Origin of the sequence: Kineosporia rhizophila (assembly GCF_021277265.1) — a bacterium.
Lineage (GTDB): Bacteria > Actinomycetota > Actinomycetes > Actinomycetales > Kineosporiaceae > Kineosporia > Kineosporia rhizophila.
Genome location: NZ_JAJSOH010000006.1, coordinates 1 through 14,456 on the forward strand (window position 1 = coordinate 1; position 14,456 = coordinate 14,456).

Annotated in this window: 16 protein-coding genes; 6 read left to right on the forward strand and 10 right to left on the reverse strand. The window is 69.1% G+C overall.

Annotation, left to right across the window (positions count from 1 at the left end):
- Window positions 1–526: maleylpyruvate isomerase family mycothiol-dependent enzyme (locus tag LWF15_RS11540; RefSeq protein ID WP_232810449.1), on the reverse strand; the 526-nt coding region annotated here is incomplete at its 3' end.
- On the opposite strand from LWF15_RS11540, the gene LWF15_RS11545 reads away from it, so the two are divergent.
- The 3 genes from LWF15_RS11545 (at window position 525) to LWF15_RS11555 (ending at window position 3,424) form a co-directional block, all read left to right on the forward strand.
- Entirely contained in the window at window positions 525–1,418 is an 894-nt protein-coding gene (locus LWF15_RS11545; RefSeq protein ID WP_232810450.1) for a helix-turn-helix domain-containing protein, read from the forward strand. The genes LWF15_RS11540 and LWF15_RS11545 overlap by 2 nt on opposite strands.
- A gap of 142 nt (window positions 1,419–1,560) precedes the next feature.
- On the forward strand, window positions 1,561–2,145 hold the full coding sequence (locus LWF15_RS11550; RefSeq protein WP_232810451.1) for an RNA polymerase sigma factor: 585 nt from the start codon (window positions 1,561–1,563) through the stop codon (window positions 2,143–2,145).
- Between the two features lies 1 nt (window position 2,146).
- Window positions 2,147–3,424, forward strand: coding sequence for a hypothetical protein (locus tag LWF15_RS11555; protein WP_232810452.1), 1,278 nt, complete (start codon window positions 2,147–2,149; stop codon window positions 3,422–3,424).
- A 147-nt stretch (window positions 3,425–3,571) separates the two neighbouring features.
- Here the strand turns inward: LWF15_RS11555 and LWF15_RS11560 are convergent, their stop codons facing one another.
- Together LWF15_RS11560 and LWF15_RS11565 are read right to left on the reverse strand one after the other, a co-directional pair.
- A complete protein-coding gene (locus LWF15_RS11560; protein WP_232810453.1) occupies window positions 3,572–3,808 on the reverse strand; it encodes a DUF397 domain-containing protein in 237 nt (78 codons plus the stop codon).
- Entirely contained in the window at window positions 3,805–4,572 is a 768-nt protein-coding gene (locus LWF15_RS11565; RefSeq protein WP_232810454.1) for a Scr1 family TA system antitoxin-like transcriptional regulator, read from the reverse strand. The genes LWF15_RS11560 and LWF15_RS11565 overlap by 4 nt, the downstream gene beginning before the upstream one ends.
- Window positions 4,573–5,222: 650 nt before the next feature.
- On the opposite strand from LWF15_RS11565, the gene aroQ reads away from it, so the two are divergent.
- Window positions 5,223–5,678: a type II 3-dehydroquinate dehydratase gene (gene aroQ, locus LWF15_RS11570; RefSeq protein WP_232810455.1), complete on the forward strand. Its 456-nt coding sequence runs from the start codon at window positions 5,223–5,225 to the stop codon at window positions 5,676–5,678.
- Between the two features lie 34 nt (window positions 5,679–5,712).
- On the opposite strand, the gene LWF15_RS11575 is transcribed toward aroQ, so the two are convergent.
- The 3 genes from LWF15_RS11575 to LWF15_RS11585 all read right to left on the reverse strand — a co-directional run bounded on the left by LWF15_RS11575 (window position 5,713) and on the right by LWF15_RS11585 (window position 8,666).
- On the reverse strand, window positions 5,713–6,987 hold the full coding sequence (locus LWF15_RS11575; protein ID WP_269810028.1) for an MFS transporter: 1,275 nt from the start codon (window positions 6,985–6,987) through the stop codon (window positions 5,713–5,715).
- A 92-nt stretch (window positions 6,988–7,079) separates the two neighbouring features.
- Window positions 7,080–7,934 carry a shikimate dehydrogenase gene (locus tag LWF15_RS11580; protein WP_232810457.1) on the reverse strand — a complete coding sequence of 285 codons (855 nt, stop codon included), beginning with the start codon at window positions 7,932–7,934 and terminating at the stop codon, window positions 7,080–7,082.
- 87 nt (window positions 7,935–8,021) lie between these two features.
- A complete protein-coding gene (locus LWF15_RS11585; protein WP_232810458.1) occupies window positions 8,022–8,666 on the reverse strand; it encodes a TetR family transcriptional regulator in 645 nt (214 codons plus the stop codon).
- A 90-nt stretch (window positions 8,667–8,756) separates the two neighbouring features.
- Here LWF15_RS11585 and LWF15_RS11590 point away from each other — a divergent pair, with 90 nt between their 5' ends.
- Window positions 8,757–10,574 (forward strand): bifunctional sugar phosphate isomerase/epimerase/4-hydroxyphenylpyruvate dioxygenase family protein, encoded by a 1,818-nt coding sequence (locus LWF15_RS11590; RefSeq protein WP_232810459.1) that lies wholly within the window; start codon window positions 8,757–8,759, stop codon window positions 10,572–10,574.
- A gap of 64 nt (window positions 10,575–10,638) precedes the next feature.
- Here LWF15_RS11590 and LWF15_RS11595 read toward each other — a convergent pair whose 3' ends face one another.
- Window positions 10,639–11,352: an SDR family NAD(P)-dependent oxidoreductase gene (locus LWF15_RS11595; protein ID WP_232810460.1), complete on the reverse strand. Its 714-nt coding sequence runs from the start codon at window positions 11,350–11,352 to the stop codon at window positions 10,639–10,641.
- Between the two features lie 115 nt (window positions 11,353–11,467).
- On the opposite strand from LWF15_RS11595, the gene LWF15_RS11600 reads away from it, so the two are divergent.
- The gene (locus tag LWF15_RS11600; RefSeq protein ID WP_232810461.1) at window positions 11,468–12,376 is read left to right on the forward strand and encodes a LysR family transcriptional regulator; all 909 of its coding nucleotides are present in this window, start codon (window positions 11,468–11,470) and stop codon (window positions 12,374–12,376) included.
- 72 nt (window positions 12,377–12,448) lie between these two features.
- Here LWF15_RS11600 and LWF15_RS11605 read toward each other — a convergent pair whose 3' ends face one another.
- From LWF15_RS11605 to LWF15_RS11615, 3 genes are all read right to left on the reverse strand, one after another.
- Window positions 12,449–13,165, reverse strand: coding sequence for a helix-turn-helix transcriptional regulator (locus tag LWF15_RS11605; protein ID WP_232810462.1), 717 nt, complete (start codon window positions 13,163–13,165; stop codon window positions 12,449–12,451).
- 55 nt (window positions 13,166–13,220) lie between these two features.
- The gene (locus tag LWF15_RS11610) at window positions 13,221–13,622 is read right to left on the reverse strand and encodes a nuclear transport factor 2 family protein (protein ID WP_232810463.1); all 402 of its coding nucleotides are present in this window, start codon (window positions 13,620–13,622) and stop codon (window positions 13,221–13,223) included.
- A 72-nt stretch (window positions 13,623–13,694) separates the two neighbouring features.
- Entirely contained in the window at window positions 13,695–14,456 is a 762-nt protein-coding gene (locus LWF15_RS11615) for an IclR family transcriptional regulator (RefSeq protein ID WP_232810464.1), read from the reverse strand.

Genomic DNA, 14,456 nt, shown 5'->3' on the forward strand with positions numbered 1-14,456 from the left:
GGGCGAGGACCTGGGTGGTGCGGTCACCGGAGGCGGGGACGATGGGCGGTCGGCACATGCCGTCCATGTGCAGTGCCTTGCCCAGAAGGTCCGCCCCCTCCTGGATGTTGTCGAGTTCGGCGTCGCTGAAGGGGGCATCGAGCCCGGCCGCGCGGGCCAGGTCCCACCGGTGGACGTACATGTCCCAGACGTAGAACTGTCCGAAGGTGGCCCCGATCGTCGTGGGCCCGAAGAACCAGTCGATGGGCCGGTCGACGAGGTCGGCGTCGGCCAGGGCTCGGAGCACGCCGTCGGTGTGCTGAGCCCACGCGCCGACGGGATCAGGGGCGGTGTCCGGGGCGTCCCCCAGGACGACGCCGTTCGTGGTCAGCGTCTCGTTCTGAGTCTGGATGAGGTGGGCAAGGACGTCCCGCGCGCTCCAGCCCTCGCAGGGGGAGGGGGCGTCCCAGTTCTGCGGCGGCACAGCGGTCACGACGGCGGTCAGCGGGATCACAGCGGTTCGGTACTGCGCCAGGATGTGCGTCATGGATGGACGCTATGAGCAGGTCTTGGGGCAGGGATTGGCGAAACCCGACACCGACCCCGACACCGACACCGGTGTCGTGGTGAGCACGGTACGTAGGGCGCCGGAGGAACTGGCGCATCTGACCGACACTGCTGGGCCGGTGTACCGGTACGCCGCGAGCAGCGACCTCGGGGGTGTGCTGCGCCGCTTCTGGATCCCGGTGTGGTCGGTGCCCTCCGGCGCCGAGGCGCCGCAGAGAATGTTGCAGGACCCGGCCTGCCTGATCGTGATCACTGGGGACGATGCCCGTTTCTACGGCGTCGCGCCCGAACTGTCGGCGACAACGCTGACCGGGCAGGGGTGGGCGGTCGGAATGGTGCTGGCCCCGGCCACGGGCTTCCGGATGGCGGGCCAGATCGACGGCCTGAACGACCGGTACCTCGATCTGGCGCAGGTGCTCGGCGACGACGGCCGGGCCCTGGCCGGCCGGGTGCAGAACCTCATGGCACCGGATCCGCACGACGCTGCGGCCCATCGAGCCGTCATGGACGTGTGCGAGGGCGCCTTACGTCGGTTCCTGCCTCTCGACGCCGAGAGTGAACTCGTCAACGCCGTGGTGGAGGCCGTCGAGAACGATCTGGAACTGCTGCAGGTGGCCCAGATCTGTGAGCAGTTCGGCATCGGCGAGCGAGCCCTGCAACGTCTGCTGCGCCGCCGCCTGGGACTCACACCGAAATGCCTGATTCAACGTCGGCGGTTGCAGGAGGCCGCCGAGAGGCTGCGCTCGCAGGCGGTCACGCAGGCCGAACTGGCCGCTGCCGTGGGCTATGTCGATCAGTCGCACATGATTCGCGACTTCGTGCACATCACTGGGACGACCCCCGGACGGTTCGTCGCCGCGCACCGGCCGTGACCCGGCCCGGTGGTCAGTAGGACCAGTTGGTGCCAGAGCTTCGCCCAGAACTTATGGCGCCCGTCACATTGCCGCATCTGATGCAGCGTTCCTCCCTCAGCGACCACTACGGCGAGAACAAGAGTGAGGGAAGGATGGTGTGGTGATTGTTGACGAACGGCTCGGCCTCGGCCCGGCGGCCGATGCCGATCTGCTGGCGTCGATCCGCGCAGGGAATCAGGAGGCGTTCACCGAGCTCTTCGAACGGTATGCGCAGACTGTCTGGAACTACGCCTACCGGCTGACCGCGTCGTGGGCCGAGGCCGAGGACATCGCCGGCGCAGTGTATTTGGTGCTGTGGCGACGAAGGCACGAGGTGCGCATCGTCAACGGCAGCGCCTTGCCGTGGCTGCTGAAGGTGACCAACACGCTGGTGCGCAACGAACGCCGTCGATTGGCAAGGTATCTGCGGGCCTTGCCCCGGATCGCTTCGCACCAGGCCGACCGTGACCACGCTGAGGAGTTCAGCGAGCAGGCGGCGGCCAGAGCCCGGCTGGAGCGGGTGCTGCACGCCGTGCGTCGCCTGCCCCGGGCCGAGCGGGAGGCTGTGGAGTACTGCGCCCTGGGGCGAATGGCGACCGGTGACGTCGCCGAACTGCTCGGGATCACCGAGGCCAGCGTGCGCTCGCGACTGTCGCGCGCCCGGGCCCGCCTGCACACGATGACCGACCTGAACGACGAGGACTGACATGACGGACGCTCTTGACCAGGCGGCGCTCGAACCGGATCGGGTGATGCCGGATGATGTGCGCCGCCGGCTGCGATCCCGGGTCTCGCCCCGGTCGACATCACCCCGCACCTATCTGGCCACCGGCCTGAGTGCCACCGCGGTCGCCGGGGTGGCGGTGCTGGCGATGCTGGGGGGCGCGCAGTTGCAGAACGGTGGCCCCGGTCTGTCGGTGGCTGCGGGCGACTCGGACCTGGCCGAGCAGGGTGGGTGGACGCAGGAGGATCTGCGGAAGGGCAACCACTTCTGGACGGCTGCGGAACGCTACGACGCGACCGCGAACTGGGCTCCTGCGGAAGCGATTCAGCGGTGCGCGGCCGACCGACCAAGTTGGAAACCTTTACTGACTGCCTCGGCTCGGGGGGTGACCGTGGTCGCCTTCGCCGACGGCGACGAGCGGATCTTCTGCGAGCTGACGGCCGAGTCGCTCACCCTGTCCCGGCCCGTTCCCGCGAAGAAGAGCGCGGGCGAGGCCACGATCGAAATGGTCTCTCCCCTCGGTACAGTCGCTGGTCTGGCCTCAGCCGACGTCACCCAGGTACTCCTGTCTCCCGGTTCCGACCCTGATCCGACGGATGCGGCCGTGATCAGTAACGGGGTGTTTCTGCGTCCCAACTCGGTTCCTGCGGGCAGCACGTCGTTCCAGGTGAAGGTGAACGGCGCGCTCCAGACCCAGCAAGCGCCGTCCAGCAGCCAGAGCCACGCTGTCGAAGATCCCAACCTGAAGACGAACGACCTGGCCAACTGCACGCGGGAAACCGACCTGCCCGTGGCTGATCCGGGCCGCTGGCAACGCGGCGCCGGGCACGACCTCGACGGCGAACACCTGCAGCTGTGGAGCTACGACGGGATGCTGGCGATCTGCCGCACCGATGCCTCGGGCATCGGCTCGGTGGAGGTGGTGACCAAGGAAGACCCCACGACCACCACCGAACCAGAACTCGCTGCCGCCAAGGACCTTGGCGCGACCCGGGAAATCTTTTTCAACTTCCAGCCCGACTCCGGAGGCCAGTCCAGCGACACGGTGGCCCTGGCCGGAGCGGGCCTGCCCACCGGTGCAGCCACCGTCGAGGTGACCCGCCCACGATCAGATCTGCTGAGTACCCGCGTCGTCGGGGACACCTTCCTGCTCACCGGGATCCGGCTGAACGAGACCGGCACCGGAACCGATCCTTCCACCCTGACCGTCCGCGACGCCGATGGAGCAGTTCTGGTCCGCATAGACCTGGCCGATCTCTAACCCGGCAACCGCACCTTCGTCACCCCGCCGGTTCCGGTGCTGATCCAGGTCGGCACCCCGCACCTGCCGCCGGATGCGGGGAAGATCGGTGAACTGGCCGACCTTCCCCGCCAGCTGAGAGGTTGCCGCTCGGCGAGCCGCGTCAGCTCACAGCTGGGCCTCGTCGTCGAACTCGTGGGCCTGCACGCCCTGAACGAAGGCGCGCCACTCCGGGACAGTGAAGCTCAGGGTGGCGAGGGCGCGGTTCTTGGTGTCCCGCACGTGGACCATGCCGTCGCTGCGTCCCACCTCGACGCACGCTCCCTGTTCGCTGAAAGTCGACTTGTGGAAGGCAATGTCGGGGACCGCGCCGGTGGTCAGGTCGTTGCCGTCGGTGGCGCTCACAGGTACTCCTCGATCGGTGTTGAGCTGTCGAAAACGCTCTGGAACTTGTCGTTCATGCTCGCCACCACCTGGCGGTCGTCGGTGTGCGCACCGCCCACCCAGCTCTCGGTGTAGACGATGGCACGGGACCGGCCCCCGGCCCGGAAACGCAGGATCGTCGCGGCACCCCGCACCGCCGAGTGAGCTCCCGAGGAGATCAGGTGGACGCGGATCTGTGCGTACTCCTCCCGGACCAGGCGCAGCAAGTGGCTTTTGAGTTCGTCCATGACCTTCTTGGACTCGACCTCCCTCAGGAGGACTTCCTCGTCCAGGGCCACGCGCAGCTGCGCGCGCCCCAGCGTCAGGCGCTGACGTTCCATGCGCAACGCGACCACCACATCAGCCGCAGCTCCGTGCGCGCCGTCCAGTCGCGCTGTGGCCGCGGCATAGTGGGGAGTCTGGATCAGCCCGTGCATCCCACCGAGCGAGTCCACCCCCACGGCATGTCGTTCGAAGGCCAGGTACTCGCGGAAAGTCGGTTGTACCGCGGGAACCTGCGAGTTGACCTCCGCACCGGCTCGAGCCCGCATGTCCTCCAGTTCGTCGGCCTCCACGTCCGAGAGCCGGAAGACCTTGCGCATCTGCTGGATGTCGCCTGGGCGCAGGGCGAAGCCGCCTTTGTTGCCCTCGATCCGGTTCCACCGCGACTCCGAACCCAGACCCACGCCGGCCATCTGCTTGTACGTCAGGCCGGCGCGCAGACGGTACGCCTGGATCTGCTGCACCAATAGCCATCGTGTGATGCCGGGCCATTCCCTCCCGTCCTGCGATGGTTCGTCCCCTGTTTCGACCACCACGTCAGCCTACTGATACGTAGAAAAGCCACCATGAGGGAAAACCCCTGCATACCTGTCATATAGGCCTGGCATCGTGACAGGTAGTCAGACAGCCAGGCCATTTGTCAGGATTTCTTGCGAGTAGCCCGACCAGGGCTGCTGAAGCAGGTGCTGGCCGGACTTCCACGGGGGGAGCCCGGTCCGCACCGCTTTCCCCCCGCTCGCAATCGATGGGACAGCGATGCCGAACGAGCCACGGAACAGTGCCTACGGCCAGGAGTCGGCCGAACCACCTGCCCCCGACTCGTTCGTCAGTTTCGTCATCCCGCGTCCCCGCCTTCCGCTCGGTAACGCTCCGGCCGACGAGCGCGTCGTGGGGCGGGCGCGGCGCACGCGATCACATGGGCGGGCCTTCCTGGTCCCGCGTCCCCGTCGCTCGCCGACGGAGCCTTCGTAGATCGCTCAGTCTCTTGAGGCGCCCATTCGGGCAATCGTGGACAGTGATCGGCTCCTGACCGGTCGATCCTGCCCGCAGAGAGCACGAGCAATGGACGTCAGAGGTGGCCGTCAGGCACGGGGTGATCGACTAGGCTGCGCCGGTGACTGCGCCTGACTCTGCACCGCGCCGGCTCCTGCTCGTCAACGGGCCGAACCTGAACATGCTGGGTACCCGCGAGCCGTCGCTGTACGGCAGCGACACCCTGGCCGACGTCGAGGCCAGCGTCGTCGAGGTGGCGGCCGGGCTCGGGTTCGAGGTCCGGGCGGTGCAGAGCAATCACGAGGGTGTCCTGATCGACGCGATCCACGCGGCCCGGTCGGACTGCGCGGGCATCGTGATCAACCCGGGTGCGCTGACCCACACGTCGGTCGCCCTGCGCGATGCCCTGCTCGCGTCCGAGTTGCCGGTCGGCGAGGTGCACCTGAGCAACGTCCACAAGCGTGAGCCCTTCCGGCACCACTCCTACGTCTCGGACATCGCCGAGGTCGTGGTCGTCGGTGCCGGCATTCACGGCTATGCCTTCGCCGTGCAGCAGATCGCCCGCGTCGTCGGCTGACGGCACGGGCGATCCGGCGGGAGCGGACTAGGACTCAGCGGTTCACCGGCGCGCCGATCGGCGCCGGGTCCGGTGCTGGGCCGCCGAGCTGGGCGGTTGGGATGTCCTTGGTCTCGCGGGCGGTGGCGGCGGAGATCGCCGCGGTGATGGCGATGACCGCGGTGAAGCCGGCGGTGACCTTCCAGCCGCCCTCCTCGACCCCGCCGAGCGCGGTGACGATGGTCGGCGCGAAACCGGCCATCAGGAAGCCGAGTTGGGTGCCGATGGCCAGGCCCGAGAACCGCACCCGGGAGTTGAACATTTCGCCGTAGAACGAGGGCCAGACGGCGTTGGCCGCGGCGTAGCCGAACGAGAAGGTCAGCACGGCCAGGGCGAAGGTCAGCAGGTCGTTGCCGGAGCTCATGGACAGCAGGTAGAACGGCATGAACGCGGCGCTGGAGAGCGCGCCGTAGATGAAGACCGGTTTGCGCCCGATGCGGTCGGCCACTGTCGCGAACACCGGCTGCGTGCCGAGGGCGACGATGTTGGCGACCACCACGAGCCACAGGGTGATCGACTCGTTGACCCCGACCTCCTTGCCGTAGGCGATGGCCAGGTTGCCGAACACGGTGGAGACGGCCGCGATGAACGCGCAGAACACCACGCGCAACACGTCCGCCCAGTGGTGGCGCAGCAGATCGGCCAGCGGGATCTTGGCGATCTGGCCGGTGGCCTGCTTGCGGGCGAATTCCGGCGGCTCGTGCAGGGTTCGGCGGATCACCCAGGCGACCACCACGACCAGGGCGCTGAGCCAGAACGGGATGCGCCAGCCCCAGGAGAACTTGATGTCGTCGGGCATCGCGACGACCGGCAGCATGACGAGCGCGGCCAGGATCTGACCGCCCTGGGTGCCGGTCAGGGTCCAGGAGGTGAAGAACGAGCGACGGTCGTCGGGCGCGTGCTCGAGGGTGAGCGAGCTGGCGCCGGCCTGCTCACCGGCGGCCGAAAGGCCTTGCAGCAGGCGGCAGAGCACGAGCAGGGCGGGGGCCGTCCAGCCGATGGCGTCGAAGGAGGGCAGGCAGCCGATCGCGAAGGTCGCCACGCCCATCAGGACGAGGGTGAACATCAGGACCCTCTGCCGTCCGACCCGGTCGCCGAAGTGGCCCAGGATCACCGCTCCCACCGGGCGGGCGACGTAGGCGAAACCGAAGGTGGCGAACGACATCACCTGTGCGGAGGCGTCGTCGTCGGGGAAGAAGACCTGCGGGAAGATCAGCGCGGCGGCGGTGCCGAAGACGAAGAAGTCGTAGTACTCGACCGCGCTGCCCATGAAACTGGCGAGGGCGGCCTTTCTGGGGGTCTTGATGGTGGGGTCCGGTGTTTCCACGAGTTGCCTCCTTGCAATCTGGAAATGAGCCCCGGTCAGGCGACCAGGGACCGGAAGTGCTGGAGCATGCGGGCGGCGTCCGGGGTTCGGCCGGTGATCAGATGGAAGGCGTCGACGGCCTGGTGGACGGCCATGTGGCCGCCGTCGAGGGTGCGGCAGCCGGCGGCGCGGGCTGCTTGCAGCAGCGCGGTCTCCAGTGGCCGGTAGACGATGTCGGCCACCCAGAGTCGGGCGTGCAGAAAGGTGGCGTCGAGGGGGAGTCCGGGGTGGTCGGCCATTCCGGTCGGGGTGCAGTGCACCAGGCCGTCGGCCTCGGACAGCAGCGCGGAGAGTTTCTCCGGGCTGCTGGTCTCGACCTGTGCGCCGGGGTACCGGGCCGACAGGTCCTGGGTGAGGGCGGTGGCCCGTTCGTGGTCGACGTCCACGATGCTCAGGCGTTGGGTGCCCAGCCCGAGCAGGGCTGCGGCGACTGCACTTCCGGCCCCACCGGCCCCGATCTGGACGACGTGCCGGGTGTCGGCCCCGGGCAGCCCGGTGGTGAAGGCGGCCTCGAAACCGGTGAGGTCGGTGTTGTACCCGACCGCCCGGCCGTCCTCGAACACCACGGTGTTGACGGCGCCGAGGTCGGCCGCCCGGCGCTCGACCCGGTCCAGATGAGGCACCACGATCTGCTTGCAGGGGTGGGTGATGTTGAAGGCGTCGTAGCCGAGCAGCCGGCCGTACCGGACCAGGTCGCCGACGTCGGAGGCCGGTAGGCCGAGCGCGGGCAGGTCGATGGTCCGGTACAGGTACTCGATCCCGTGGTGGCGGGCCTCGGCCATGTGCAGGGCCGGGGTCAGGGAGGGGCCGACCCCGGCGCCGATCAGGCCGGCCAGGTAGGCACGAGTCATGGGGGACCGCTCCCATCGGTATGTACTAAATGGTTCGTACGTTGGGAGTACAGCACGTGGCCGCAGGCCCGGGCAAGGGGATGCGGCTCAGTCCGCCGTAGCGGTCAGCCAGGCCACGACGACGTCACCGATCATCGCGCGCAGGTGCTTGCGCTGGAGCGGGGACTGCAGGTCACGGCCGAACAGGTAGCCGAAGGTGTGCTGGTTGGCGACCTGGAAGACGCAGTAGGAGCTGATCACCAGGTGCACGTCGATCGCGTCGACGTCCGCCCGGAAGACCCCCGTGGCCCGGCCCCGGGCCAGGAGGTCCTCGAGGAGCCCGGCGACCGGCGTGGCCAGCTCGCGCACCGACTCGATCCGGCGCAGGAACTCACCCCGGTGGATGTTCTCGATCGAGACCAGGCGGATGAAGTCGGGGTGGGCGTTGTGATGGTCGAACGTGAGCTCGGCCAGCCGGCGCATCGCCTCGACCGGTTCCAGATCGCCGACCACGAGAGCCTGCTCGGCGGCGCGGATACCGGCGTAGGCGTTCTCCAGGACAGCGACGTAGAGCTGCTCCTTGCCGCCGAAGTAGTAGTAGATCATCCGCTTCGTGGTGCGGGTGCGCTCGGCGATCTCGTCGACCCGCGCGCCGGAGAAGCCGTCCTCGGCGAACACTGCGGTGGCCACCTCGAGCAGTTCCGCCCGGGTCCGCTCGGCGTCACGGGTTCGTTCGGCCGGCGACTTGCTCACGGCAGCACTGTAGTGCGTCCCCGGACAGGCCTTGAAGCAGCGTCGCCGTTAATGTACTAGTTAGTTCATTGCCGAGCTCCGGAGGCTGCCATGAAGCGGTCCATCGCCACGGTCTGCCTCAGCGGCGGACTGACCGAGAAGTTGCACGCCTGTGCCGAGGCCGGGTTCGACGGCGTCGAGGTGTTCGAGCCCGACCTCGTGGTCGCCGCGCAGTCACCCGAGGAGGTCCGCGCCCTGGCCGACCGGCTGGGCCTCACCCTCGACCTGTACCAGCCGTTCCGGGACTTCGAGGGCGTGGACCCGGCGACCCTGGAGGACAACCTGCGCCGTGCCGAGGCCAAGTTCGCGCTGATCCGCCGCCTGGGCATGGACCTGGTCCTGGTCTGCTCGAACGTCGCCACCGCAGTGGTCGACTCCGACGAGGTCAGCGCCGCCCAGCTGCGCCGCCTGGGCGAGCTGGGGGCCCGCTACGGCGTCCGGATCGCGTTCGAGGCACTGGCCTGGGGCCGCTTCGTCGACGACTACCGGCGCGCCTGGCGGATCGTCGAGCTGGCGGACCATCCGAACGTCGGCATCTGCCTGGACTCCTTCCACATCCTCTCGCGCGGCCACGACCCCGCCCAGATCGAGGAGATCCCGGGAGAGAAGATCTTCTTCGTCCAGCTCGCCGACGCACCGGCCCTGTCGATGGACGTGCTCCAGTGGTCACGCCACCACCGGCTCTTCCCGGGCGAAGGCTCGTTCGACCTCGCCACCTTCGTGGCCCACGTGCTGCGCACCGGCTACGACGGGCCCCTGTCCCTGGAAGTCTTCAACGACGTCTTCCGGCAGACCGACGTCACCCGCACCGCCGCGCACGCCCTGCGCTCGCTGGTCTGGCTGGAGGACGCCGCCGCGCTCCGGCTCCAGGACCGGACCGACCTGCTGCGCCTGCCCGAGGCCAAGGCCCCGACCGGGTTCGATTTCGTGGAGATCCGCGCCGAGGACACCGCGGCGGTCGAGACCCTGCTGGAGCAGCTCGGATTCACGTTCCGCGGACGCCACCGGTCCAAGCCGGTACGACTCTGGAGCGCCGGAGACGCCCGCGTCGTGCTCAACCAGGAGCAGGCCCGCGACCGTGCACCGCACCTGGCCGCCATCGGCTTCGACGTGGACGACCCTGCCGCCACGGTCGATCGGGCCCAGCAGCTGATGGCACCCCGCGTGTACCGCCGCACCTACGCCTCGGAACTCCCGCTCCAGGGCGTGGCCGCCCCCGACGGCACCGAAATCTTCCTCTGCGACTCGACCGCGGGCACCGACGCCCCGTGGGTGGCCGAGTTCGAGGGCGGCGCCGAACCGGGGCCGAGCCCCACCAGCCCGATCAGCCCGATCAGCCGGGTCGACCACGTCAACATGGTCCAGCCCTGGGAGGACTTCGACGAGGCGGTCCTCTTCTACACCTCCGCCCTGGGACTGGACGCCGAGACCGGTGTCGAGGTCGCCGGCCCCCACGGCCTGGTCCGCAGCCAGGTGATGCGCTCGGTGGAGGGCGCCGTCCGCCTGCCTCTCAACGTCGCTCCGGCCGCGTCCTCGGAGCTGGCCCAGCACGTGGCGTTCGCCTGCGACGACGTAGCCGCGGTAGCCCGTAGCGCTCGCGCCGCAGGCCTGCGATTCCTGCCCGTGCCGGCCAACTACTACGACGACCTCGCGGCCCGCTACGGCCTTCCCGACGCCGTCATCGCCGATCTGCGTGAGCTCGATCTGCTCTACGAACGTGATGCGGCAGGCGAGTTCGTCCACTTCTACACCCGCACCGAGGGTGACGTGTTCTTCGAGGTGGTCGAGCGCCGGTCCCGCTACGACGGTTACGGCGCCGCGAACGCCCCCGTCCGCCTCGCCGCCCAGAGCCTCGGCCGAGGTAAGTAGGTCTTCACCGAAAACCCCGATTGAGGACGCTTGTGAGGACCGACGCTGGAACGCTCAGGAGGTTTCAGGGCACCTCGGGAAAGCCCGGCTGCTCCGGACCGTGTGGGATGTCGATGCGTTCTTCACCGGTGCGCAGGGCTCGCAGCACCACCCGGGCCACGTATTCGGGGGAGTGCGCGACCAGACCGGCCGGAAGTTCACCCCCGGCATAGAACTCGGTGTCGGTGACCGACGGCAGGACCATGCTCAGCTGGACGTTGTCGTCGGCCAGTTCCATGCGCCCGACCTGGCTCAGCCAGTTCACCGCGACCTTGGTGGCCGGGTAGAGGCAGTTGCCCGCCATCGGCATCTGGGTGGCGCCCGAACTGATGTTGACGATGCGTCCCCGTCCGGCCGCCCGCATGTGCGGCAGGACTGCCTGGATCGCGCTCACGACGCTGACCACGTTCAGGTTCAGCAGATCCAGGAACGCGGCCGGCTCCAGCCCGTCCAGGGCGTGGAACGACCCGGCGCCGGCATTGTTGACCAGCCCGTCCACCCGTCCGAACCGCTCCACCGTGGCCTGGGCCAGTGCGTTGACCTGATCCGGGACCGTGACGTCGGTGGGCACGGCCAGCGCACCGTCCAGTTCCTCGCTCAGCACCTGCAGACGGTCGGCCCGACGGGCCGCCAGCACAGGATGAGCCCCCGCGTCATGCAGCAGGCGGGCTGTCGCCCGGCCGATCCCGGAAGAGGCTCCGGTGACGATGATGACCTTGTCCTCGAGGGTGTCGCTCACTGTTGTTCTGCTCCTGCTCTTGTCCTGCTCTGGTCCGGTGAATCGCCCCCTAGTCAAGGTCCGCGGAGGATGAACGGGGAAGGATCATCTGGCTCTCGATTGATACCTTGCGCATATGAGTGAGTTGGAAACGCGTCAACTCCGGTACTTCGTCGCCGTGGCAGAGGAGCAGCACTTCGGTCGCGCCGCGCAACGCCTGGGCATCGCGCAGCCACCGCTCTCGCGCGCAATCCGCGACCTGGAACGGCAACTGGGCGTCCAACTGCTGGTGCGTACCACCCGTCAGGTGGCCCTGACCCCGGCCGGCCAGGCCCTGCTGGAAGACAGTCGCACGGCCCTCGACGCGGTGACCCGGGCTGCCAACCGAGCCCGTCAGGCCGGTCAGGACCAGCCCCGGCTGCGGCTCGCCCTCAAGGCCGACCACGACGGTGGCCTCCTGACCAAGATCCTGGGCGCCTACGACGTCCTACCGGTCGAACTACTGCTCGGCGTCTACGGCGAGCAACTTCCGGCCCTGCACGAAGGGCGGGCCGACGTGGCCCTCATGCACACGCCTTTCGAGCAACGCGGGCTGGACAGCGAGCCACTGATCACCGGTCCCCGCGTGGTCGCCCTGGCCGCCTCGGACCCGCTGGCCGCCGGTAGCCGCATAGGGCTGGCCGACCTGGCGGGACGGCGTCTGCCGGACGGGCAGGCGGCAGACGCGGGGTTCCCTAAGTCCTCGACCCCGTCCCGACCGCTGCTGGACCACTCGCAGATCTTCAACCTCATCGAGGTCGGGAACGCTGTCTGGTTCCTGCCGACCTGGGTGGCCGATCGCCTTCCCCGGCCCGGCATCACCTACCGGCCGGTGGAAGGGCTGGAACCGGTGACGCTTTCGGTCGTCTGGCGGGCCGAAAACCGCTCGGCCGCGGTGGCGGCGTTCGTGCGAACCGCCCAGCAGATCGCCCAGCCCGCTGACTCTCCAGCGCACGGAACGGAAGGTCTTGGGCCCGTGACCACCGAAGCCGCCGGGCGGCCTTGAGAACCCATCCAGCACGGGTGATCAGGGTTCGGGAATTACCAGGCTCGCTGCGCCTACGGCCAGTACCACGCCTCAGGCCAAGCGCCGCGTCGGCCACCGCGCGAGGTCGGCCTCCAGCAGCGCAGGGTCGCGCGGTTCCGGTACCTCGCCGAGGATCTCCAGGCGGGTGATCCGCTCGATCCGGAAGCCGCGGATCGCATCACGCAGCCGGCACCAGCCCACCAGCAGCCAGGCATCACCCGCCCGCAGAAGACCCATCGTCTCGACGTCACGAACGGTGCTGGTGGACAGATCGGGGCCGCCGTCCTCGTTCTCGCCCAGATAGGTCAACCGGACCAGACGGCGAGCGGCGATCACGTCGGAGAGCAACCCCAACGGCACCGCATCGTCCGTCGGGGCGACGGCGTCGATGACCTGAATCATCCCGAGCATCTCGTGCACGGCGCCGCGGTGCTCCTCCTGCATGACCGCGGCGATCTTGGCGCGGGCCCGGCGGGCGGCCGCCTGGTACGGCGAGGACTCCAGCAGCGCGAGGCCGGCGAGCACCGCCAGCGATTCCGGAGCAGACAGGTTCAGCGGCGGCAGCGAGTACTCGCGCAGGATCGAGTAGCCGCCCGCCGCCCCCTGTTCGGCGTAGACCGGGACCCCGGCCAGCTGGAGCGACCTGAGGTCGCGTTCGATGGTGCGGGCCGAGACCCCGAACTCCTCGGCGAGCCGGGCGGCCGACCACGGCCGGCGCGCCCCGCGCAGCAGATCCACGAGGGCGTACTGCCGCTCGGCGCGCTTCATCCTCCAAGTCTGGCAGAGGCCGCCACCGGCACCGATGGCCCCCAACCGATGGGCCTCAGCTGAGCATGCTCCGCTGACCGCCGACGGACCACACCCGGCGGACCCGGCCGTCCGCGTCGAAGTCGAAGACGTCCACGCCGCCCGCACGCTGTCCGTCCGCTTCCACGTCCCACAGCAGTCGGCCGTGCTCGCCGTCGATCGCGTCGGCGATGCGGGTGAAGACGGTCTCGGGGTTCTGGCCGTGCCACCAGTCCAGGTACTGCGCGAAGTCCTCGGCGCTGCGAATGTCGTCCGCCGGGGTCGACCCGTCGGGCTCGGTCACCGCGAAGTGGATGCGGAAGTCGTCGGAGCAGATCTGACGGGCGAGGTCGCCGTCGCTGTTCCACATGGTCAGCCACAGGTCGAGCGAGTGCCGGGCGGAGGTGGTCGTGACCGTGGGGTTCGGGTTCTGGGTCATGCAGGCAACCCTGGACCGCCCGGGCGACAACAGTGTGTCGGTGTTGCCGACATTTCCTCCGCAGGACAGGACCTAGCCGTACAGCCTGCGCTCCAGCGTCACTGCGTGCTGCTGCACCTGGGCCACGAGCTCGCGGTAGCGCTCCGGTGTCGCCTGATCGGCCCGGAAGGTCACCGCCAGGGCCACCGCCGGCCAGCCGCTGCGATCGCGCACGGCCACGGCGACCGACGCCAGACCTTCTGCTATCTCACCGTTCTCGACCGCGTAACCCCGGGCCCGGGTGGCCAGCAGTTCCTCGCGCAGCTGTGAGTACGATTGCGGCGGAAGCGGATTGGCGGCGAAGGCCTCCGGGCCGGGGAAGATGGCGCGCACCTGCTCACGAGGCAGCACGGCCAGCAGGGCCCGCCCGCTCGCGGTCAGCGAGCTCGGAAGCCGCACCCCGACATCGGTGACCAGAACCGGCCGACCGGGCGCACGCTCGTCTGCAAGATAGACCACGTCCCGGCCCAGCAGGACGGCGAGGTGCCCGCTCTCGCGCACCTTGTCCACCAGGTTGGCCAGCACCGGCCGGCCCAGCCGGGTGACCGGTTCCTGCCGGGTGTACCCCGAGCCCAGCTCGAAGGCCGCGATGCCCAGCCCGTACCGCTTGTCCTCGGGATATCTCAGGACGAAACCCCTCTCCTCCAGCACCCCCAGCAGCCGGTAGACGCTCGAGCGGGGCAGATCCAGCGTGCGAGCCAGGGTGGCCGCCGCCACCGGACCCCGCTGCAGGCCCAGAAAGGACAAAATGCGCAGAGCCGCATCAACGGTCGGAGCCGGTGCTGTGCCGCCCAT